Below are 19,739 nucleotides of genomic sequence, written 5' to 3' on the forward strand. Positions count from 1 at the left end.
CTTTACGTTAGACCTGCTTTAGACCCCAAAGCTTCAGCATCTTCGCGCGCCAAGCGTCATCACGGATGGGAGCCTTTGACATCTCTCGGCGTATCCACTCCTCCTTACTCATCGGAGACGTTCCGCTATGACTGGAATCGTTTTGTTTAGTAAGATCAGACGTCTGTGACTCCTAGGTTGTCTAGCCGCTCGTAGCATGACGGGCAGATAGTGAAGGTCTCGCCACCTGAGTTGGTAATTGGCTTTCCTTCTTCTGCTTCGTAGTAGTTGTGGCATCCGATGCAGAAGCGGGGCAGTCCTTGGCTCATTCGCAGTCGAGCCCGCTCGCCATTGCCCAGAAGTCATAGGCAAATGCTTCGGCAGTGTCTTCCGAAAAGCCTTCGTCGATGCCGGCCACGCGGAGCTGTGCTGCGGCACGTACGACGCGAATGGCTTCCTCTACGGCGCGGTCGAAGGACGCTTGGCGCGCTTCGTCGCTGATCTTATAGGTGATGCCGTCCAGAAACTTGGCGAAGTCATCGGGGTCGGGCATGGCGTCATCGGCAGTCTTCATGGTTAGTCTCCCTGTGGGTCATGAGGTGCAGATATGCGGTAAAGGCTTGCTGGCTCATAGCCCCATTGCCTGCGGCCTTAAGCTGATGAGCCCTGGTGAGGCCGGGTACTGCGGTGATCCATCCTGCGGGGAGGCCCATCATCCATTCCGCTAGCACTGCCGCCAGGCGGCGACCGCCACGCGGGCCGAGCTCGATCGGCATGGGGGCAGGACGGCCCGTGATGACTTCCCATCTGTAGATGGCCGGCCAGTAGCCGGACCACCATTCAGGCGGGCTATGAAACCTCCCATTGGGTCGTGCTGTAGCGGGGTCGACGGGCAGGAGGAATGAAACCTCGTCATCCAAATTCGGGCCGTGTCCCCCCGCTTTACGCTTGTCCGGATGTTGCGGTGCGCCGTTGCCGCCTAGGTTGGCTGTCGGGGTTTTCAGCAGGAGTTGCGACGCAGAACCAGCGATCCCGACCGTGGGGGGCTCCAATTGCGGACGCGCGTAGGCATGTCCACCTTGCGTCATACCCGATTTCGGCCAGGCCCCCGAGAACGGTTGGGAGTCCGCGGCGCCGGATAGCTGACACGTTCTCCAGGTAGACGTATTGGGGTCGTAGAACGCGAATGGCTTCGAGCACGTCGGTCCAGATGCGTGACCGCTCGCCACTTATACCTGTCCTCTTTCCCGCGTCAGAGATTTCCTGGCACGGGAAACCTGCCGTGATGATGTCGATCTCACCATTGATGGTGGACCAGTCGACCTCTCGGATGTCACCGAGATTTGGTGCGTGTGGATATCTGGCACTCAGGATGGCCGAGGCGTGCGGGTCGATTTCTGCGACGTATCGCACGCGTTCGCCCGTGAGTGCTTCTACTGCTCTGCCCAGGCCGCCATAGCCCGCGCAGAGTTCGAGAATGGGTATGCGCTTTTCCTCAGTTTGAATCTGCCGGTATGGCGTTAGACCTTACGAGCCCACTTACGGGTCTTGCGTTCCATTTGCTTCAGCGCCTTACGGATCTGCCGAGACTCAGCCGGGGTCAAATTAATAATTACCTCCCGCCATGTCTCGTCCACGCTCTTGATGTGGTAGTCCATGTAGATGAGCTGGGCGGCTGCATCCAACTCAAAGTGCTCTCCGAACTGGCTGAAGTTGAGCGGGACAGTAATGGAGGTGGTTGAACTCACTGGTACTCCTTGATGAAAAAATTCAGGTCGCTGGTGTCGTTCCGCCCGATTGCCTGATAGACGGCATGACCGTCGTGCAGCAGCGTGGTGGTATCGCGTGTGGTTGGCTCGCCGTCATCATCGTGCGCATTCACTAGCGTGACGGGGAGATCGTGCCTTACCGCAACCCGAATCGCTTCCATGGCGATTTTTGCTCCGGTCTTTCCCTTGGATCTCACGATCCACATTTCGAGCATAGGTGTCCTACCTGTCGGAGGAACCGGCGCGGGCGTACTTGCGTGCCTCGTGCTGTTCCTTCTGCTTGATGTCGCTTTTGGTATTCAGTCGCTCGGTGAGTCGGTCAATCGCACGGTTTAGGCATCGCTGGTCAGCGGAACCGTGTGCCGGCGTCTCCTCGTGAAGGTATGCACGCTCAATCGCTGACTGATGTTCCTCACTGAGACTGCCAATGGCTTCGTCTATGTCCCAGATGCTTAGGGCAATGCTGTTTGGATCGTTGGCGACCTTGATCAGGTCATCCTTACCGCTCGGCATGACCTCTCGGCACTCCTCGCGGTAGTAGGCATGCCGGAGAACGTTTCGCACCTCCTTTGGCGTGTAGATCCATTCGGCAGTGCTGTAGGAGTAGTGCAGTCGCTCATTTTTGCAGTGCTCCACGCCGATCTTTCGGAATACTGCGTACAGAGCGCCGGGCTCGTAAGAGGCGAATCGAGCGCGGTTCTCGCAATACCGAAGCAACATGTACTGCTTGATGTCATCAAACTCGGCATATCCGTTTTCCCGCGAAAGCCTACGGGCCGCCTTGATTACAGTCTCCATGACCGCAGGATCAATATTCACTGGTACTTCTCGCCCTCCACAATGAATGAGCCGGTGGACTGTACGGGGATGATGGTGGGAGTCACGTGCTTGCCGTCGACGTAGAACAGGCCGAAGGCAAGTTGCCAGTTCGCGAGTCGGCCAGGGCCGAGGTAGCTCGCTTTGCGTATGTCCATGAGGTGGCCGAGCTCGACGCCGGTTCGCGTACGGCTCGCCCCGATCCCTGTCGTCTCACTGACGATCCCAGCTCGGTGCGTGTGCCCCATGACCACGCTTCGGCCGAGCCTTCTGGCGGCCCCGATCGCAGTTCCTCCCGCATAGCGAGAGAGAGCGATGCCGCGGGTGTGGCCATGTGTGGCTGTCCACTCGGGGGCGAAGTCGTATGCCAGGGGCTCGAAGCGGATGCCGAAGTCGTCCAGGCGCAGCAGCTTGTCTTCTCGGTAGGCATCCGAGGAGTACAGGGCAGGGGCACGGTCTACGAGGTACCGATGTGGCCTCTCTCCATGGTTGGAGCCCAGCAGTGTGACCGGCCCGTCATAGCCACGCCTGAGAGGGTCGAGGTGATGGCGGCGCGTGTATGCGGCCTCCTGGTGGACCGTCATGCCGTACTCAGCGCGTGTGCCGGCCGACCAGCGCGCCGGGGCCGTGTAGTCGGTGATGTCGCCGATGTTGACTACCTCGTCCGGCTGGTAGTCGTGGATGAATCGAATGACGGCCTTGTTGGCGCGCTTGTGCTCCAGCGGCATTTGGAGATCCGAGATGAAAACGATGCGTCTCAAAGGGTTACTCCGAATCGCCCCAGTGCCCGGATGAGATGACGGAGCGCATTTTCGAGGTCCTCCAACTCGTTCTCTGCCGGACCCCAGGTAATCAGCTTCATTTCCGATTCGTACAGTACGGTCGGCGAGCCGCCTTCAATCCGCACACGCCATGCATACCCCCGGTCATCCTGGTGGGAGTATTCGGCCACGATGCCCGCCTTTCCAGCGAGCGGCTTGCCTGTCTTACTAGTTACGTCGCCGACGGTTACCCAGTCTCCGAAAGTGAATGTGTCGATGTCAGAAACCTGCCTTCTGGCGGAGCTTTTCTGGGCCATACGTCATGAAGTATTCGTTCGTGTCCATCTTCTCGGGCATCTGAGCCAACTCAGCAGTCTCGTTCTTTTCAGTAATCGTGTCGGCCAACATGAGGCCAGCAGGGTCCCCATCTGCCAGCGTGACGACCTGGTATCCCCGAATGAGACGGTTGAATATTGGCGGCCAGTTCGTAGCGCCGGCTACCCCAATGGAAGGGATTCCGCACTGCCATGCGGTGATGGTGTCTATCTCGCCCTCACAAATGGCGATCCGAGGAACGGCCATCGTGAGGGTAAGTATGTTGTAGATCTTGGCGTCGTCGCCGGGCTCACGGGTGTACTTGCTATGTCCGAGGTCCTTGCACTCGTGCTCTTCGACGCATCGGTAGCGAAGGGCAATGACCCCTTGGGCGTTGATGTAGGGGATGGCTAGCATTCCCCGGTATCGCTCATGGCCCGAGATTGGGTCTCCGACGTACCCGAGCCGGAAACACTGCACGCTGTCCCGGGATATTCCGCGGTTCGCCAAATGCTTGCCTGCGGGGCTGTCTGGTGTCAGCTGTTGATGGTAGGCCGTAGCGGCCTTCTCCAAAACGGCGATTCGCTGTCTCGACGGCGGCGAGAAAATCGCACCCCTCCTCTTCCATGATTACACCCCAACTGTCATGGCTGTAATCACATGCGTGGCAATAGATTGTGTTTTCTTCAATGTTGATCGAGGCGCTGGCGCGACTGTCATCGTGCGAAGGGCATTTGCAGGGCTGCCACGACCCGCTGTCGCGTCTCGGTGTTTCCCAGTCGGGAAAGTAGTGCCTGAGTACGCCGACGATAGCTGGCTTCTCATGCGGTGTAGTAGACATGCAGAAGTCGCCTTGCGAAGGAGCCGGGGAACACCCATGCGGCCGACTGCGTGGGCGCCTTGTGCCTCTTGTAGACAACACACGTCTCATCGTCTGTATTGTTGCGCCCGGCCTGCTTGAGGGCTTCGTCTAGATGCTTCCACATCTCCACTCGGGTCACGGCCTTACACTGGCAGGTGCAAGGGATTCCCCCTATGTCCCCGCGGTCGTTTGCCCCATAGATGGCTCCGTTTCGCTCAGCGCTTGCATAGCCGATTTCCTTCCATTCGCCGACGACAGCCTTTTCCCATTCACGGCCTCGCGCCTTCACAGCTGATCCGTTGGGCTTGGACAGCTTGCGAGGCTGATAGCTAGTCACTGATCTGCATCCTTTCCGGTTGCCAGGTGAGTTCGGCGAATGTGAAGCCGCTTGCATCCGCCTTCCCACCACGGTTCTTTACGGCGCTCACACGCAAGCAGTAGCCCTCAAACTCCGTGCCCCCTCTGTGAAGTGTGAGGATCACTTCAGGAACTCGACCGATCTGACCTTTGATGCCTGAGAGCGGGATTGGTGCGGTGCCATCATTGAAAGGTCCGGTCACGTGATGGAGGAGAATCACCGCGCTCTCTGTCTTGCGGGCGAGATCGTGAAAGTAGCCGCAGAGAGCGTCTAGGCCGGCGTGGTCTTCCCCCATCTCCGGCGCATCGACGTTGGTTACGTTGTCGACGAGGACAATCGCAGGGTAGCCGTAGATCATGGCGTAGGCCGTGATGGATTGCTCCATCTCGTCGAGGTTCGGCGATGAATCAAAGTTCCACCGAATATGGCCGTAGCTCTGTAGTGCCGCATCAAGGGTTGCTGTCTGCCCGGCATAGATTGCTGCTTCGACATCAGCCGTCGTCCACCCCGTGACGTTAGCCGCCGCACGCACGTACTGAGTAAAAGCGTCTGAGTCTGCGGAGAAATACATAGTCCGAGACCCGCTCTTGAGTGCCAGGTTGAGCACCAAAGCAGACTTTCCGGTTCCCGGCCCTGCCGCGATTAGGTGGAGCTGGCCTTGACGAATGGTGACACCGAGTTCTGAGATTGCTTTGAACACGGTAGGTATCGGCTCTCCTGCGTCCCCCCGTGCCTGGACTGCTTGGGTAAGGGTGAGGATTGGTCCCCCTCCGGGGGTCGGTCACGCCGCGAGACGTAACCGACCCCCATTTTCATAACTTGCACACTTGAATAACAAGGCAAAAAAATAGGTCTCTCACCAAGAGGCGGGAGGGGCCTGCCCAGCTGCGGCCCCCCACGATGCACCTCCCTCCTGCGCAGGGGCTTGCGCTACTTCCTGAGCGGTTGCCTCCTGGAGGCGCTGCACGGTCTGCGGCTTGGTGTACTCCGCCACGTAAATCTTGGGTGGCATATTTCCGCCGGAGGGCTGACCAAGACGCGCAAACGTGACCTTTAGAAAGGAGCCGACCTGAGGAAACTCGGTAGGCTCCCCGGCCCGTCGCATGGCATCCCCAATCGCAGTGGTCATGCGCCAACCGGACACGTACAGAGACCGCCGGCCATCATCCCCAGCACCATTGCCCTGGTCTGTGGCCAGGATGATGCGAACCTGCATGACAGGCTGACCCTTGCCGTCGACCTTCGGCGTGTCCTTCTTGTACTCATTTACCGGGAAGGGGTCAGATACCTCCTCTACGTATCCGGCGATGCTGTCCCCAGGATTGACAAACTTCGCGTAGGCGGACGGGGCAGACGGGGCGAAAAAACTCAATGGTGTCCCTTCAGTTGCTCTGACTATGGATAACGGTGGCGCCGAGCGCCCCCAAATTCCAGGACGCTTGCGCTTGCTGGAACAGATCGGCGTAGCGCGGTGCCGCGCTTACAAAGGCTTCTACGTTGGGCCCCACGGTAAGTGGCGTATCCCCCGAGAATATGAACGTGAGGTTGGGGGCCGCCTGGAAGGTGATGGAGAAACAGGCTGGGCGGTCGTCGGTCATTGGTTTCCCTTCGCTCTGCAATGCTGCTGGACACCGCAAACACGGCAATGGTCCCCCGGGTTGGCCAGGTACACGCCGTGTCGTTCAGCGGCATCCATAGCCACATATTGCTGTTCCATCCATTGCTGATCTATCCGCGTGAGGTCGAAGGGATCTGTCGGTGCACCCCTCTTGGGCGAGCGGCCCAAACGAGCGCATGAGAAGAAATCGCCCCAGATGATGTCAACCCTGTAGGTCTCCCATATGGCGCGCCTGTAGAGGGCTAGTTGCAGGGCCGACGATTCCTGCTTCACTCCGGTCTTGATGTCTCGGAGTGAGAGGCCGTAGGGCGTGGTGACTATTTGGTCAATGACGCCGCGGACCGGCACGCTTCCCAGCCTAATGGCGAAAGGCAGCTCTACGGCTAGTCGACCGTCAGGCGTGGTCCATATGCGCTCGTTGCATTCCTGCGTGTAGGCGATGTAGTCGTTTACCTGATGGTCCCCGAGGGCGCGGCGGTCCTCGATGTCCCTCGCCGCGCTCTTGAATCCCCCGGTGCGCCACCTGGTGAGATCAGGCTGAGCAGCGAGGCCGGCCGCCATCTCCGCATCCCATGTGGCGTGGTAGTGGGCGAGTGTATCGGCCGTGGAAAGGGTCCGGCCGGATAGCTCGTATTTTTCCACTGCGGCATGTACCGCCGTTCCCTGGACGAACCATCCGGCCGGATCTGATGTGTACTTTTCCACACGTTCTAGCCTGTACGCCTCTCCGCAGAGGCTATACGACTGTCGCTGGCTATGACTACGTGGTTTGGGGTCGGTAGTAGATATCAGCAAATCGATCGCCCCCGCCTTCGGGCGTGTACTCGTTTCCTCTAATCGGGGTGGTTCCAAGAAATTCGTAGCCCTCCGGAATCACTTCAAAGTGCTTTCTGTGCTGTCTACCATCGGTCATGGAGCAATGGTATTGGATAATGTGATCGCCTCCAGCGTGCGTGAAATGCAGTACCATGCCAGATATCGACGTCATCCCCCCGATGAGTCGGCTGACCACTGGGTGTGTCTCTAGCATTGCCTCGTAGATGTCGGCAAGCGTCATGATCGTCTGCATTACCTAGTCCTGGTTTATGGCCCGTACAGGCATCGCGGCACAAATAAGGCGGGCACTCAGGGTGAGCGCCCGCCTCATCCGTTCGATCTAGTGGAGTTGATGACCCGTCACATACGGTACAGGTCGATGATCTCCGGGGCAAGGGAATTATCGTCCGGCATGACGGCTACGAAGTTCTCATGCATTGGCAGCCGCTCAACATAAGACCAGCCAACGACCGGATCGTATGAGGCCAAGCGATCTTGCAGCGAATCGATCCACTGCTGATGTGAAGTCTCGTCCTTTGCTGAAAGAGTATGCGGCCTTAGCTTCGCTCGCAGATGCAACCGCAGGTTCCGGACGATAGACGATGTCTGATGCTTCCTGGCGACGCGCCATGGCATGAGCTCGGAAAAACTGAGCTTCGGTTCCATGAATGGGGCGAGCCTATGACTGACAGCCGATATGGTGACCTGAAACTCCTCAGCGATCTCCTTATGATTCTTCCATTTTCCCAGTGCTAGGCCCGTAATCAGTTCGCTGCCGGTAGGCAGTTTGGAGGGGCGGGACACTTGAGCTCCTTCGGGGTAAGCATTCTCTGTTCTCTCCCTCACTAGAGAAATTAGGTGATAGGGATACGAGAGATGCTGACCCTCCGGCTAGCTGACCGGTGCTGTCGGGCTCGTGGCGCTCGTCGCTTCCCTTTCAGGACTCCCGCTCTCTCCAGTCAGATGAGTGTGGGGACCGGCTACACGCCTCGTGTGGGGACGAGACGAGCCGGCATCGTTACCGATGGACATCCATTGTCGCCAGGTAGCTCCTGGCTGCGGAGAGAGGAGACGTATATGCGTCAGGGCCACGCAGCGTGAGCCCTGTTGTTCCGTCGGGTCACATCCGACGGAACATGCATCCATTCACTCATCGAGTGCCGGATACGGTCCTGCGCAGGATACTCATCTGGTGGCCGCGGTGAAAAAGCGGCAGAGTCTTGGCGTAACTGGCGCCGCTTAGCTCGGTACTTTGACTTCTCTCGCTCTTTGCTGCTCATGGTCCCCCTTTTAGCGTCGAGCTGATGGCTTTGCAAAGCCACCTGATTTTCATCAAGGGGCTTTGCGAAGCCATCAAGTTCTCGCCATGTAGCGAGCGGCCTCCCTCGCGCTCGGGGTGGCCTGACTGCAACGAAGTTACTCAAGTGTGCAAGCAAGGTCAACAGGCCAAGCATGTGACGTAGCTCACACACATTGAGTCATGCAGATTGCGATCCGAGACACAGCTACTAAATGTGAGAGCTAAGCAACGACAAGCATGCTCAGCATCACTTACCTTTCAACCTCTCTTAGAGTCCTTACAGCTCTGAGAGAGCTAACAGATCCTTAAGTGCTAGACCTGAAAGACCTGTTAGCTTATCTAGACACTCTCAAGTATTTAGACATCTAGACACCCCGCAAGGCTGACGCTCCCGATGGTTGAGCGCCCCTGCGGGGCTTTTCTTCCCCGGACGAGACTTCATCACGTCTAGCAGGTCTGTGCGGTCTGGTCTCGTCCGGGGACAATCCCAATCCACCAACGCCGGAACGCCCTATGCCTAGAGCTCGTCAGACGTGTGTCAGGTCAGGGTGCCCCAAGGTCGCTAAGACTGACGGCGCCTGTGCGGAGCACACACGAAAGGTTGTCGACCCTCGGCCTCCATGGGCCAACACGTCGGCACGCAATCAGAACCGCTCCGCGGGCTGGACAGCTCTACGGCTGCGCATACTCCGCCGTGATCGATACGTCTGCTACCTCTGCGGGAGTCCCAATGCCTCTGAGGTGGACCACATCGTTCCCGTCGCCCGCGGCGGCACGGACGACCCATTGAACCTCGCAGCGGCGTGCCGGCCGTGCCACACGGCGAAGTCTCAGGCGGAGTCTCACCGCTGACCTCCGACTTATTTAACTCAATCACGATGCGTGCGACCCGTACGAGGTCGAGCACGACCAGGACCACGAGCACGACCAGGAGGGCGGCGACTGTGGCAGGTAGAGGCGTACCGCCGAAGGACAACCCGGTACGACGCAACAAGCACGCGTCGGCCTCCCTGTCTGGTCAGGGGGCCAGCATCATCCCGGAGCTGGAGGATGCTGAGCGCTACCTACCGCAGGTGCGGGAGTGGTGGGAGACCTGGCGATACAGCGCACAGGCTGAGGAGTTCCTACCTACTGACGTGCAGCGCCTTAAGACGCTCGTGCTCCTGGTTCAGCGCATATACGAGATGGAGGGCGCAGACCTCAAGGCATACGCCGAACTGCGCCAACAGGAATCGCTGTTGGGGGCTACGGTTCTCGACCGTCAGCGTCTCCGTATGAAGGTCAAGAAGACTCCCGAGAGGGACGAGGCGTCGACTGGTGATGACGTCCTAGACGAACTGCTCGGATAGATAGGGGGTGATGAGCTGTGCCGCAGACCGGGAACCTTCCGGTTTATGAGCCCGCTCTCACCCTTGGCCATCACATCCTGGCGTGGGCTGAGCGGTACATTGTCCAGCCGGACGGTGAGCGTGCCGGCCAGCCTTGGCGGTTCACAGCAGAGCAAAAGCACTTCATCAAGTGGCTCTATGCGCTGAATGAGGACGGCACTTGGGTCTATACCGAAGCCACGCTACGCAGGGCTAAAGGGTTCGGCAAGACGCCGTTGCTGGCGGCTCTTTGCATCATTGAGTTCATCGGCCCTTGCCGCTGGTCTGGTGTCATCAGAACCGCCAAGGATGGGCGGCGGATTGCGGTAGGCCAGCCCGTTCGTCTGCCGCTCGTGCAGATGGCTGCGACGAGTCTGGATCAGACGGCTCAGACCATGGATATGGTCCGTGCGATGCTCGCCGAGTCTCCGGCCGAGCGCGAATACGATCTTGATATCAGCAAGACGATAATCCAGTTCAAGGGAAACCGGCCCGGCAAAATTACTCCGGTCACCAGCTCTACACGCGGAAACGAGGGGGCGAGGCCCACCTTTGCGCGGCCCCGACAGTCTGACCTAATTCCTGTCGGGGCCGCACGCATTCATAGTTGCTGACGAAACACATCATTGGGTCCACAGCAACAGCGGGCCCACCTTCTTCGAAACGCTTCAGCGCAACACTAACAAGACTTTGAGTCAGGGATCTCGCGTCGCGCAAACGACAAATGCTTATGATCCTAACGAAGAGAGCGTTGCCCAAATCACGCACCAAAAGGTGCTCGACGGCAATCCTCTGATCCTCTATGACTGCCGGGAAGCTCCGCCGAACATCGACCTCAAAAATCCGGATGCTGTGCGTGCCGGCCTTATCGAGGCGTACGGCGATTCGTGGTGGGCGCCGATTTCCCAGCTTGTCAACGTCATCGTGTACGGCACCAATGCCGCGCATGATTACAGGTTCTACCTAAACAACATCGCTGAGTCGGCCGATACGTGGATGGTCCGGGCCGAGTGGGACGCCTGCTATCGAGACGATGACCCGATCATGCCGGGCGATCAGATATCGATCGGGTTTGATGGAAGCCTCTGGGGCGATGCTACCGGGCTCGTTGGTTGCAGGCTTCGGGATGGCAGGCTATTTACTCTCGGCGTGTGGGAGAGGCCGGATAAGGCGGGGCCTGACTGGGAAGTTGACGTTCTCGCGGTCGAGGCCGCGGTTCAACGGGCCTTCCAGACGTACACCGTTGAGTGGATGTATGCCGATCCGCCGTACTGGCAAGAGGCTATCGGTCGGTGGTCTCTCGCCTACGGTGACGATCACGTCTTCGAGTTCTGGACGTCGAAGGTCGTTCGCATGATGAATGCCACGGAGCGTTTCCGTACCGCGGTGACCAGTGGCGACCTCTCCCATTCCGGCGACCGTCTAACTCGGCATGTGCTCAACGCCGTTGCCCGTGAGGTTCCTCAAGGGATCATCATCCGCAAGGACTCTCCGAAGTCAAAGAGAAAGATTGACTTGGCAGTATGCGGCATCCTCGCGTTCGAGGCTCGTGCCGACGCAATTGCCGATGGCCGACTTAACCGACGGAGGTCACGTGTAGCGGGCTTCTGAGTGAGGATGCATATGATTGTTCCCCCTAGCGGCTATACCGCCGTAGGCCCGCCTGAAACGCCCCTCGATTGGCTTGCCTACCTATACGGCAAGCTCACCAAGCGATTGCCGCTCATTCAGGGGTATGGAGAGTACTACGAGGGCGAGCAACAGCAACTGGCATTCGCTCAACTGCGGTACCGCGAGGAGTTCAGGGAGGTCTTCGCACAGTGGCGTGACAACTTCTGCGGACTGATCGTTGACTCCTCGACCGAGCGGCTTGGTGTCGACGGTTTCCGTATGCCGGATGCCACTGGCACTGATAGAGATGCGCGCTTCATCTGGCAACGCAATTCCATGGATGCCTTCTCCAACAGCGTGCATCTAGATGCGCTGGTCCAAGGCCAATCGTTCATCCTCGTCTGGGCCGATAAGCACGGCCAGCCTGCGATCACGCCGGTGTCTGCTGAGCACATGGCCATCCAGTACAAACCGGGTTCTCTCGCCGAGCTGGAGGCCGCGGCACGCTTCTACCATGATGACTGGGGCCGGCACTGGGTGACGCTGTGGACCTCGACCTACGTCTACGAGGCCACGCTAGGAACAGCAGGGTGGGAGCAGGGTGTTCAGCGCCCGAATCCGCTCGGCGTGGTACCAGTCGTGCCCTTCACCAACCGTACTCGGCTAGTCGGCTCCCCACACTCAGACCTTGCCAACATCGTCCCCATCCAGGATGCGATTAATAAGGTCGTCTCTGATGCGCTGACGGCAAGTGAGTTTGCGGCGTTCCCTCAGCGCTATGTCACGGGCCTGGAGATTCAGGAAGACGAAGACGGGCGTCCTATCGAGCCGTTCCGTGTAGCGGTCGACAAGCTTTTGCAGGCCGAAGACCCTGCCGCACGCTTCGGCTCATTCACGGTTGCCGATCTCGGCAACTACGTGACTTTGGTGTCCATGCTGGTCCAGCACATGGCGTCGATATCCAGAGTTCCGCCAACCTATTTTTTGGTTAACGCGGCGTCGGCACCGTCCGGCGAATCCATCTTGTCTTTTGAGGCCGGGCTAGTGGCGAAAGTGAGGCAACTGATGCTGTATTTCGGCGAATCCTGGGAGCAGGTCATCAGGCTCTGTTTTGCGGTCAAGCGGGATAAGCGCGCTAGGGCGTTCTCCATGGAGACGACATGGCGTGATCCGGAGTACCGCACTGAGGCTCAGCACGTTGACGCTCTGCTGAAACTCAAACAGCTCAATGTGCCCGAGGAACAGCTATGGAGCGATGCTGGCTATTCCCCTGCGCAGATCGCGACGTTCCGCGAAATGCGGAAAGCCGATGCGCGAGCTGCCGCCGAGATCGCCAGGCTTGAGCCGCAGCCTAAGAGCATCACGGGGGTTGCCTCGACGCCGAACGAGAAGAAGGCCGCTGAGATGGCCTCAAAGATTCCTCAAGGGAATTCGGGCAACATCAACCGCAAGCTCAACGAGCAGCGGTGACTACGCCCGGCGCAATGCCGGGCCCTTCCGAAATGGATGATCACATGGAAAATACTGACCCCACCGTCATGCCCGAAGGTTCCAACCCTCAGGGCGAATCCCCTGAGATGCCTGCCGTCGATGTCGACCTGTCGGCCGAGGTCGATAAGTGGCGGTCGCTGTCGCGCGAGAACGAGAAGCGTTGGAAGGCGGCCAGCAAGGAACTTGACCAGGCCCGCCAGGCGCAGATGACGGAGCAGGAAAAGGCCATCGAGGAGGCCAAGGAGCAGGCCCGCCAGGCCGCCTATTCCGAGGTCGGTACGACCCTGGTTGAGGCGGAGATTCGCGCTGAGGCTGCCTCTCAGGGCGTCACCGCGGTGACTGATTATCTGGACCTTTCTCGGTTCCTCGGAGAGGACGGCCGGCCCGATCGCGATCGAGTCGCAAAGTACATCTCTTCCCTTTCCCCCGAGCCGGCAGCGGAGCCCGAGTTTCCGCAGCTCCGCGGCACGGGCCATTACAACTCCAGCAGAAACGTTATTTCCAGCATGGACCCAACCGAGCTCGCTGACCTTATTACAGGCGGATCGTTCATCTAGCTAGGGAGCTTTTCTCCTATATGGCACCTCGCACCACGCACCATTTTAATCTTGACCCGAAGCAGGTAACCATTGCTGCTCTGGGACTTTTGGATCGACAGCTAACCTTGGGTGGGATTCCTGCCCGCTATTCTGAGCTTGCGTTCACTGGCGGACTCGGCGACACCATCAACGTAAACCGCGATTCGCGGGCTATCCCCGTACAGGAGACGGGCATATCGGCTCCCATCGCAAACCCGATTGTTGGCGACTCCGACAAGTTCGCGGCTGCTTCGGATCGCCCGCTTCCCACGGCTGACCGGCGCCCTCCGAATGGGTTTATTCGGGAGTCCCGGTTTCCTGTACGGCTGGACACCCTTGCCCAGAACGCTACCGCCCTGAGCATGGAGCAGGCAGCCTTCGACCTGAAGCGTTTCGGCAGCAAGGTACTTGCGCCGCTCACTCGGGGTTTTGCCGAATACTTCGATGACACTACCGCGAGTTTCATCAAGCGCAGCGTTACCCGTGCCGGCCTCACTGCCGAGGCTAAGAAGGTCATCGGTGACGATGTAAAGGTTGAACTGCCTGCCGCAGACGGTACCGGCGCAAACATGCACGAACGTGCTGTGGCTCTCCGGGCTGCACTGGTTGATGCTCGCACGCGAATGTCAGTGGCCAATGTACCTGTCTCTGAGCGTTACATGATTGCGGGCCCCGAGGTCGAGGCGATTCTACTCAAGGACCCTGAATTCGTAGCGGTCGACTATTCCGGCGACACGAATGCGCTGCGGCGCGCGGTCATTGGCCGTATCTACACCTTTGACATTGTTGTTCACAACTCCTTTGATTCTGACATCTACCTGTTCCACAAGTCGGCTTTGCTGCTGGCTTCCGCATGCCCGGCCATTCCGATGGGTGCAGTCAACGGCAGCATGCAGAACGTTAACGGCATTGCCACGCGCATGCTGATTGACTACGACTACGGCAAGAAGAGCGACACCGTCGGTCTGGACACTATGTATGGCCTGTCGACGGTCAAGGAGGACCCCGACTATACGATTCGGGGAGCGCTGATTGGTGAGCAATTCGTTCGCGGCCTCAAGATCTCGATTACTGAGAAGGTCGAGAAGCCTTCCGCGGCGCGCAAGGCCGCATGATGACGGCCCTGGCGACAGTGGCCGATGTGGCCGCGCGTCTGGGGCGATCCGTTGCAGATGATGAGCAGCTCCGTATTGAGGCGTTCTTGGCTGACGTGTCAGCTTTGGTGCGCGATCACTGCGGACTGGACTTCGCCCTCCACCAGGACGAGGCCGTGCGCCTGGAGCCGGTTGGCGGGGCGGAGCTCGTGTTGCCTCATCGCCTTCGGCCCATCTCTGCTGTGCATACGGCGAGTTGGGCCGATGGGTCGCCTGTCGATCGGTGGTTCTACAGCAGGGGTTCGCTGTGGCGTGCTGACGGCTGGGTCCACATCGAGGGCCAGGAGCACGAACGGCACATCACCATCACGGCAACGTACGGCTATCCGGCTGTGCCTGAGATCGTTATCGGCACGGTGTGCGCTGAGGTGATCCGCTGGCTTGCCGTACAGCCGGGCGTCATGTCAGAGCGGGTAGGTGAGATGGAGATCAGCTACGGCGCGACTGCTCCGACTCAGGGCCTGTCTCCAGCTGCTCTAGCGGCGCTTCGGCGTTACCGGCGAACGGTTGTCTCCCGCGACGTATGGAGGCCACCTGTTCTTCGGTGATCATCTTGAGATCTGGAGGGCGCCGGTTGTCTCAGATGGGTACACGCGTCGGCGTGACTGGGATGCAGCTCGGCGGGTGTGGTCGGGGCCGGCAAGCGTCCAGCCGTACCGGGCCTATGAGGATCGCGACCCCAGCAACGAGACAACATCAACGATGTTGAACGCGTATCTGCCTGCATCCGCGGAGCCGGACGCCTCTGACCGCGTCCTCTATAACGGCGACTGGTACGACGTCCTCAGCGAACCCGCCCGCTGGGATCACGGACACCTGCGACATGTCGTCGTACGGCTCTGGGGGGTGAACACGTGAGCAAGTCCTATGAGATCGAGTGGGATCAGAAAGCTGTTTTCCGGCTCGAAGGCAGTCCCGAGGTGGCGGCCGAGGTCGAGGCGGCCACGCTCCGAATCGCTCGGCGGTATCGGTCTATGCTGAGCAAAGTCAACCGCAAGCGCCCCAAGGGCAATGCGACGGCTGCGGCGATCAACGTTCGCACCGGCCTCGTCTGGCTGGACGGCAAGCCCGTGGGCCTGATCATCCCTGATGCGGACGTGCCGTATCTCGCGATGCATGCGATGTACCTGGAGGTCGGTACGGAGAAGACACCGGCGCATCACTTCCTTCGGAATGCCGTAGCGAGGGAGCGCCTTGAGGATTGATCCGGCCGCGGTCCTGCACTCGTACATCACTGGTCTGGCCGAGTTCGCTGACGTCATGGTGTCTGTGTCGATGATCGGCCGCACGAAGGGCATGCCGTCGATCGTGCTTGATCCCACGGGCGGCTATTGCGTCGTTCGGCATCGAGCGGACCGGGCCGAGTTCACGATCAACAGCTACGACTCAGCGGTAGCGAGTTCCGCCGCTCGGGCCTTTGCTCTGCGGGATCACCTCCTGGAGGACCTGCCGGGCCGGGTGGCCGGCGGCGCCCTGGTCCTCGATGTCGTCGAGGTTCATATGCCGTTTTTCCTTCCCGATATGACGTCAGGGGAGTTCCGGCATGTGCACAGCATTGCGGTCTATCTGACAGAGGCTTCTCTCTAGGAGAGGCTGCCAGACGGGTCGGGAAGAGTGTGGCTTCCGAAGCAACTTATTGGTAGACGACTATTTCGTTCATGCCAGGTCGTTAGAATCAGGACACGATGACTTCGATTAATTCCATGAACATCACTGTCATGGCATGACGAGCGTCATTCGCTTCCTCCAGGCACAGACGAAGTTCACTCAGCTGTTCAGCGGTCCTTTCTTGTGCAAGGAGGGCCGCCCGGATCTGCATAGTGGCCTGGGAAAGAGCCACCGACGTCACGCCCACTTCAACCCGCACCGCCTCCCCTCTCCTGAGATTCATTTCATCGGACATATTCCTATAGCGGGTAGAACTGGATCTTGACTGTGCCACGACACCGAAACCATCTTGCATCGCGCCATCTAGAGCAGCCTGTGTCGCACTTCGCAGCGGAGACACGTGGCGATCAAAATGCTCCACCGTGACATCTTGTCCGTGCTCCAAGTCCTGGAGTATGCGATCAAGTATCTGGCTCCACTCACGGGCCGTAGTCCGTACAAGGACAATCCGTTTGATGGCGGTCTCTCGCCGTGAGATGGCCTTGGCCTCCTCGATCCGCATACGCTCCTCCCACAGCGACCTGCGTAATCTCTGTTCATCGAGGCGTGCTTGCTGTTCCCGGTACTCGCGTTCCTCAGCTGCCGCTTGAGCTGCCGCAGCTTCCGCTTGAGCTGCCGCCTGCTGCTCAGCACGCAAGCGCATTCTGTCGTGTGCCGCTGTCTGTCGCTGTAGGCGCAGCGGGCCCCAGTATGCTGCCGCGGCAGCGACAAGCGATCCCCCTAATGCGCCGAGCACCCCGTACACCGCTTCCGACATGAAGCCACCATGCCCGAACCTTCACGGTGCGCGCTAGGGGGCTGGCACTGCTGCGTCAGGCGACGCGGTGGAGCACCTTAGGGCGGCTTCCGGATCTACTCATCTCACCTCTTCCTTTCACGCGGTCATCGATGCGGTGGCCGCCTTTTTGTTGCCCTCACACTTAGGAGATCTATGCCCGCTGTCGGTAATGATGCTAAGCAAATCAGGTTCGCTCCCAATGGTCAGGTGTGGGCGCACTTCGGCGCGCTCCCTTCTGGTTCTCTGCCTGCGGACGTGGATGCTGACCTCAAGTCTCTCGGGTTCATCCCTCTCGGCTATTCCAGTGAGGATGGCACGGAGATCACTCCGAAGGTCGAGACGGAGGAGCTTTCGGTCTGGCAGTCCTCTGTCCCAGTGCTGCGATACGTCAAGTCCGCGTCTTTTCAGGTCAAGTCGACTTTGATGCAGGTGAATGACGTCACGACTCGACTTTTCTACGGGTCGGAGTGGGTGAAGGTCACTCCGAAGAATGGCAGCGGCCGGGAACAGTATCGGCTCGATATCTCGTCTAACCCGGACCTCGCAGAAATCTCGCTCGTGGTCGATTGGAGCGATGACGCCGCAAAGTACAGGGCCGTGATCGGTCGGGCCATGGTCAGTGACCGCGGTTCCATTTCCCTGACCCGCACCAAGAACCAGAGCTACGAGCTCACCATGGATGCGCTCGATTCCTCAGGCAGTCTCGGCTATCTCCTTACCGATGACCCGTCGGTTGCCTCGGTTGCCACCGTGCGGCTTTCTGCCAGCACGCTGGAAGCAGGAAATGGCACTCCTCTGTCTGGCTCTGGTTTCGATAAGACAGCCGACGTGACCGGTAGCGCGGTCTGAGTTAGGGAGGAAGAGATATGCCGAAGGTTGCTGTTCTGGATGCCAATCTCAATGCGGTTGAGGGCATCGTGGTCACGATCGATAACAACAAGACGGATGACAAGGGTTCGCTCTCTGGCACGGTAACTGTTGCTGAGTCGGTGCCTGCCGGCGCGTACACGGTGACTGTCACGGAGACGGCTGACAGCACGGTCCATGCGAGCGCCACTCTTACGGTGACGGCTAAGCCGACCCCTAAGGTCGCCGTTTCGCCTGCCTCGTTTCAGGGTGGCGGGACGGCGACTCTATCCGGTACCGGATTCCACACGTCGGCGGCCATGACGGCTGACTCCTCGAAGGACTGATCAGTATGGATACTAGGGACCGTCATCCAAGCACTTCTTGCGTCGCACGTCACTTTGATTATGAGCATCTACCCGAGGATATCCAGGCGGTAAGCCGACTCTTCCATAATCTGGCTGAAAACCTCGTAGAGGAACTGCCGGATAGCCCGGAGTTCACGGTTGGCCTCCGAAAGCTGTTGGAGGCGAAGGACTGTTTCGTCCGTGCTGCCTTCGACTGTGCGTCCTGACTTATTTAACTCAAGCCTTGCGGGGCTGGCTCTAATCGCCCCGCCCCTTTCTCTCTCTCATTGGAGCTCCCTTTGGCTACTCAGGCCGCTAAGAAGAACACCACCGCGAAGAAGGCCGAGGCCACCGATAGCCCGACTGAGATCGAGTTTCAGGGCCTGACTCTCATGGTGCAGGCTAAGAAGAAGCTGCCGCTTGACCTGCTTGAGGCGATTGAGGATGACCGCGGTGAAGTGCAGATCATTCGGGCGATCCTCGGACCGGACCAGTGGGCTACTTTCAAGACTCTGAATCCGACCATTGAGGACTTCGAGGATCTGGCCACGCGGGTTGCTGACGCTGCGGGATTTGGTGATTCGGGAAACTGATCCGAACCCTCACTGTGGTGAGGGATTACAGCGATGAGCTAGAAGCCGATCTACTAGAGGTCTTCGGCATTGACCTACTGGACCTTTGGAAGGGTCGGCTATCGCTCCGCAGACTGCATGTCCTCATCTCGTCGCTTCTGACTCGGCAAGGATCTGGGGCTTTGGTGGCTGCTATCGATCCGTCGGCGATCTGGTCGCATGAGGCACACATTCTCGCTCGGATCTCTGATGCCCTGGAAGCGTCGAACTTTCTCTTCATCCGGGCTAACTGGGATGAGAGCAGTGGTCACGCTCCGCCTGAACCGCCTGATCCTATGTGGCGTCCGGGCATTGCGGAGATTGAGCCTGAGCCGGCGGCCATGGCCTCCGGTACCGAGCTTGCCCAATGGTTCGGGGAAATGAACGCACTTTAGATAGGTAGGGGGCCCGCGTGGCTGGTAGGGATGAGGGCATACCCGTAGCGCGGGCAAAGGTCCCTGTTCAACCCAAGCTTGATCAGTCTGCCGCTGCTGCCATGAAGCGGCAGACCGTAAACGCTCTCTCGGCTGCGGGAGATGAGGGCGGCCGGGCTTTCGACAAGGGTCTCGTTCCTCGGGTGACTGCCGCACTGCGGAGCATGGTCACAGAGACTGACGCAACGGCACGGCGCTCTGAGGCGGCGCTCTCTGGAGCGGCTACGCGGGCAGCTCAGGCACAGGCCAGGGCTATTGAG

The 19,739-nt window shown here is 59.3% G+C and carries 29 protein-coding genes; 15 read left to right on the top strand and 14 right to left on the bottom strand.

The window, feature by feature from the left end:
* Positions 1–304: 304 nt before the first annotated feature.
* The 13 genes from ACFU99_RS00590 to ACFU99_RS00650 all read right to left on the bottom strand — a co-directional run bounded on the left by ACFU99_RS00590 (position 305) and on the right by ACFU99_RS00650 (position 8,098).
* Positions 305–553, bottom strand: coding sequence for a hypothetical protein (locus tag ACFU99_RS00590; RefSeq protein WP_384383683.1), 249 nt, complete (start codon positions 551–553; stop codon positions 305–307).
* A gap of 368 nt (positions 554–921) precedes the next feature.
* On the bottom strand, positions 922–1,485 hold the full coding sequence (locus ACFU99_RS00595) for a DNA cytosine methyltransferase (protein WP_384383802.1): 564 nt from the start codon (positions 1,483–1,485) through the stop codon (positions 922–924).
* Positions 1,486–1,499: 14 nt separating this feature from the next.
* On the bottom strand, positions 1,500–1,727 hold the full coding sequence (locus ACFU99_RS00600; protein ID WP_384383685.1) for a hypothetical protein: 228 nt from the start codon (positions 1,725–1,727) through the stop codon (positions 1,500–1,502).
* A complete protein-coding gene (locus ACFU99_RS00605) occupies positions 1,724–1,963 on the bottom strand; it encodes a hypothetical protein (RefSeq protein WP_384383688.1) in 240 nt (79 codons plus the stop codon). Before ACFU99_RS00605 ends, ACFU99_RS00600 begins: the two co-directional genes overlap by 4 nt.
* 7 nt (positions 1,964–1,970) lie before the next feature.
* Positions 1,971–2,546, bottom strand: a complete 576-nt coding sequence (locus tag ACFU99_RS00610; RefSeq protein ID WP_384383691.1) for a hypothetical protein — start codon at positions 2,544–2,546, stop codon at positions 1,971–1,973.
* Positions 2,547–2,563: 17 nt separating this feature from the next.
* Positions 2,564–3,292: a hypothetical protein gene (locus tag ACFU99_RS00615; protein WP_384383694.1), complete on the bottom strand. Its 729-nt coding sequence runs from the start codon at positions 3,290–3,292 to the stop codon at positions 2,564–2,566.
* A 312-nt stretch (positions 3,293–3,604) separates the two neighbouring features.
* Positions 3,605–4,057: a toprim domain-containing protein gene (locus ACFU99_RS00620; RefSeq protein ID WP_384383697.1), complete on the bottom strand. Its 453-nt coding sequence runs from the start codon at positions 4,055–4,057 to the stop codon at positions 3,605–3,607.
* Positions 4,058–4,070: 13 nt separating this feature from the next.
* Positions 4,071–4,571: a CHC2 zinc finger domain-containing protein gene (locus ACFU99_RS00625; protein WP_384383699.1), complete on the bottom strand. Its 501-nt coding sequence runs from the start codon at positions 4,569–4,571 to the stop codon at positions 4,071–4,073.
* 260 nt (positions 4,572–4,831) lie between these two features.
* Entirely contained in the window at positions 4,832–5,560 is a 729-nt protein-coding gene (locus ACFU99_RS00630) for an AAA family ATPase (protein ID WP_384383701.1), read from the bottom strand.
* A 682-nt stretch (positions 5,561–6,242) separates the two neighbouring features.
* Entirely contained in the window at positions 6,243–6,458 is a 216-nt protein-coding gene (locus ACFU99_RS00635; RefSeq protein ID WP_384383704.1) for a hypothetical protein, read from the bottom strand.
* On the bottom strand, positions 6,455–7,330 hold the full coding sequence (locus ACFU99_RS00640; protein WP_384383706.1) for a PD-(D/E)XK nuclease family protein: 876 nt from the start codon (positions 7,328–7,330) through the stop codon (positions 6,455–6,457). The genes ACFU99_RS00635 and ACFU99_RS00640 overlap by 4 nt, the downstream gene beginning before the upstream one ends.
* On the bottom strand, positions 7,239–7,547 hold the full coding sequence (locus ACFU99_RS00645; protein WP_384383805.1) for a hypothetical protein: 309 nt from the start codon (positions 7,545–7,547) through the stop codon (positions 7,239–7,241). The genes ACFU99_RS00640 and ACFU99_RS00645 overlap by 92 nt, the downstream gene beginning before the upstream one ends.
* 107 nt (positions 7,548–7,654) lie before the next feature.
* Positions 7,655–8,098, bottom strand: coding sequence for a hypothetical protein (locus ACFU99_RS00650; protein ID WP_384383708.1), 444 nt, complete (start codon positions 8,096–8,098; stop codon positions 7,655–7,657).
* Positions 8,099–9,107: 1,009 nt separating this feature from the next.
* Between ACFU99_RS00650 and ACFU99_RS00655 the strand changes: the two genes are divergently transcribed.
* From ACFU99_RS00655 to ACFU99_RS00705, 11 genes are all read left to right on the top strand, one after another.
* The gene (locus tag ACFU99_RS00655; protein ID WP_384383710.1) at positions 9,108–9,446 is read left to right on the top strand and encodes an HNH endonuclease; all 339 of its coding nucleotides are present in this window, start codon (positions 9,108–9,110) and stop codon (positions 9,444–9,446) included.
* 92 nt (positions 9,447–9,538) lie between these two features.
* Complete coding sequence (locus ACFU99_RS00660) at positions 9,539–9,943, top strand: hypothetical protein (RefSeq protein WP_384383713.1); 405 nt, start codon at positions 9,539–9,541, stop codon at positions 9,941–9,943.
* Positions 9,944–9,960: 17 nt separating this feature from the next.
* Positions 9,961–10,575, top strand: a complete 615-nt coding sequence (locus ACFU99_RS00665) for a hypothetical protein (RefSeq protein ID WP_384383715.1) — start codon at positions 9,961–9,963, stop codon at positions 10,573–10,575.
* A gap of 160 nt (positions 10,576–10,735) precedes the next feature.
* A complete protein-coding gene (locus ACFU99_RS00670; protein ID WP_384383717.1) occupies positions 10,736–11,572 on the top strand; it encodes a hypothetical protein in 837 nt (278 codons plus the stop codon).
* 12 nt (positions 11,573–11,584) lie between these two features.
* The gene (locus ACFU99_RS00675; RefSeq protein ID WP_384383720.1) at positions 11,585–13,042 is read left to right on the top strand and encodes a phage portal protein; all 1,458 of its coding nucleotides are present in this window, start codon (positions 11,585–11,587) and stop codon (positions 13,040–13,042) included.
* Positions 13,043–13,074: 32 nt separating this feature from the next.
* On the top strand, positions 13,075–13,620 hold the full coding sequence (locus ACFU99_RS00680; RefSeq protein WP_384383722.1) for a hypothetical protein: 546 nt from the start codon (positions 13,075–13,077) through the stop codon (positions 13,618–13,620).
* A gap of 20 nt (positions 13,621–13,640) precedes the next feature.
* Positions 13,641–14,756: a hypothetical protein gene (locus ACFU99_RS00685; protein WP_384383724.1), complete on the top strand. Its 1,116-nt coding sequence runs from the start codon at positions 13,641–13,643 to the stop codon at positions 14,754–14,756.
* On the top strand, positions 14,753–15,343 hold the full coding sequence (locus tag ACFU99_RS00690) for a phage gp6-like head-tail connector protein (protein ID WP_384383726.1): 591 nt from the start codon (positions 14,753–14,755) through the stop codon (positions 15,341–15,343). The genes ACFU99_RS00685 and ACFU99_RS00690 overlap by 4 nt, the downstream gene beginning before the upstream one ends.
* Positions 15,344–15,497: 154 nt before the next feature.
* Positions 15,498–15,653 (top strand): hypothetical protein, encoded by a 156-nt coding sequence (locus ACFU99_RS00695; protein ID WP_384383729.1) that lies wholly within the window; start codon positions 15,498–15,500, stop codon positions 15,651–15,653.
* Positions 15,650–16,000, top strand: a complete 351-nt coding sequence (locus ACFU99_RS00700) for a hypothetical protein (RefSeq protein WP_384383732.1) — start codon at positions 15,650–15,652, stop codon at positions 15,998–16,000. Before ACFU99_RS00695 ends, ACFU99_RS00700 begins: the two co-directional genes overlap by 4 nt.
* Entirely contained in the window at positions 15,990–16,382 is a 393-nt protein-coding gene (locus ACFU99_RS00705; protein ID WP_384383735.1) for a hypothetical protein, read from the top strand. The genes ACFU99_RS00700 and ACFU99_RS00705 overlap by 11 nt, the downstream gene beginning before the upstream one ends.
* Before the next feature lie 88 nt (positions 16,383–16,470).
* Here ACFU99_RS00705 and ACFU99_RS00710 read toward each other — a convergent pair whose 3' ends face one another.
* Positions 16,471–17,220 carry a hypothetical protein gene (locus ACFU99_RS00710; RefSeq protein WP_384383738.1) on the bottom strand — a complete coding sequence of 250 codons (750 nt, stop codon included), beginning with the start codon at positions 17,218–17,220 and terminating at the stop codon, positions 16,471–16,473.
* Positions 17,221–17,394: 174 nt separating this feature from the next.
* Between ACFU99_RS00710 and ACFU99_RS00715 the strand changes: the two genes are divergently transcribed.
* The 4 genes from ACFU99_RS00715 to ACFU99_RS00730 all read left to right on the top strand — a co-directional run bounded on the left by ACFU99_RS00715 (position 17,395) and on the right by ACFU99_RS00730 (position 19,440).
* Entirely contained in the window at positions 17,395–18,090 is a 696-nt protein-coding gene (locus ACFU99_RS00715) for a hypothetical protein (RefSeq protein WP_384383741.1), read from the top strand.
* A 17-nt stretch (positions 18,091–18,107) separates the two neighbouring features.
* Positions 18,108–18,434 carry a hypothetical protein gene (locus tag ACFU99_RS00720; protein ID WP_384383743.1) on the top strand — a complete coding sequence of 109 codons (327 nt, stop codon included), beginning with the start codon at positions 18,108–18,110 and terminating at the stop codon, positions 18,432–18,434.
* Positions 18,435–18,733: 299 nt separating this feature from the next.
* The gene (locus ACFU99_RS00725) at positions 18,734–19,027 is read left to right on the top strand and encodes a hypothetical protein (RefSeq protein ID WP_384383746.1); all 294 of its coding nucleotides are present in this window, start codon (positions 18,734–18,736) and stop codon (positions 19,025–19,027) included.
* 164 nt (positions 19,028–19,191) lie between these two features.
* Positions 19,192–19,440 carry a hypothetical protein gene (locus ACFU99_RS00730; RefSeq protein ID WP_384383749.1) on the top strand — a complete coding sequence of 83 codons (249 nt, stop codon included), beginning with the start codon at positions 19,192–19,194 and terminating at the stop codon, positions 19,438–19,440.
* Positions 19,441–19,739 lie beyond the last annotated feature (299 nt).

Source organism: Streptomyces sp. NPDC057654, from assembly GCF_042800135.1.
Classification (GTDB): domain Bacteria; phylum Actinomycetota; class Actinomycetes; order Streptomycetales; family Streptomycetaceae; genus Streptomyces.

Bases quoted from the DNA above. Each gene is read 5' to 3' on its own strand.
- ACFU99_RS00590 (WP_384383683.1), bottom strand. From the start codon at position 553: ATGAAGACTGCCGATGACGCCATGCCCGACCCCGATGACTTCGCCAAG.
- ACFU99_RS00605 (WP_384383688.1), bottom strand. From the start codon at position 1,963: ATGCTCGAAATGTGGATCGTGAGATCCAAGGGAAAGACCGGAGCAAAA.
- ACFU99_RS00610 (WP_384383691.1), bottom strand. From the start codon at position 2,546: ATGGAGACTGTAATCAAGGCGGCCCGTAGGCTTTCGCGGGAAAACGGA.
- ACFU99_RS00615 (WP_384383694.1), bottom strand. From the start codon at position 3,292: ATGCCGCTGGAGCACAAGCGCGCCAACAAGGCCGTCATTCGATTCATC.
- ACFU99_RS00620 (WP_384383697.1), bottom strand. From the start codon at position 4,057: ATGCTAGCCATCCCCTACATCAACGCCCAAGGGGTCATTGCCCTTCGC.
- ACFU99_RS00625 (WP_384383699.1), bottom strand. From the start codon at position 4,571: ATGAGACGTGTGTTGTCTACAAGAGGCACAAGGCGCCCACGCAGTCGG.
- ACFU99_RS00635 (WP_384383704.1), bottom strand. From the start codon at position 6,458: ATGACCGACGACCGCCCAGCCTGTTTCTCCATCACCTTCCAGGCGGCC.
- ACFU99_RS00645 (WP_384383805.1), bottom strand. From the start codon at position 7,547: ATGCAGACGATCATGACGCTTGCCGACATCTACGAGGCAATGCTAGAG.
- ACFU99_RS00655 (WP_384383710.1), top strand. From the start codon at position 9,108: ATGCCTAGAGCTCGTCAGACGTGTGTCAGGTCAGGGTGCCCCAAGGTC.
- ACFU99_RS00675 (WP_384383720.1), top strand. From the start codon at position 11,585: ATGATTGTTCCCCCTAGCGGCTATACCGCCGTAGGCCCGCCTGAAACG.
- ACFU99_RS00680 (WP_384383722.1), top strand. From the start codon at position 13,075: ATGGATGATCACATGGAAAATACTGACCCCACCGTCATGCCCGAAGGT.
- ACFU99_RS00685 (WP_384383724.1), top strand. From the start codon at position 13,641: ATGGCACCTCGCACCACGCACCATTTTAATCTTGACCCGAAGCAGGTA.
- ACFU99_RS00690 (WP_384383726.1), top strand. From the start codon at position 14,753: ATGATGACGGCCCTGGCGACAGTGGCCGATGTGGCCGCGCGTCTGGGG.
- ACFU99_RS00695 (WP_384383729.1), top strand. From the start codon at position 15,498: ATGTTGAACGCGTATCTGCCTGCATCCGCGGAGCCGGACGCCTCTGAC.
- ACFU99_RS00710 (WP_384383738.1), bottom strand. From the start codon at position 17,220: ATGTCGGAAGCGGTGTACGGGGTGCTCGGCGCATTAGGGGGATCGCTT.
- ACFU99_RS00715 (WP_384383741.1), top strand. From the start codon at position 17,395: ATGCCCGCTGTCGGTAATGATGCTAAGCAAATCAGGTTCGCTCCCAAT.
- ACFU99_RS00720 (WP_384383743.1), top strand. From the start codon at position 18,108: ATGCCGAAGGTTGCTGTTCTGGATGCCAATCTCAATGCGGTTGAGGGC.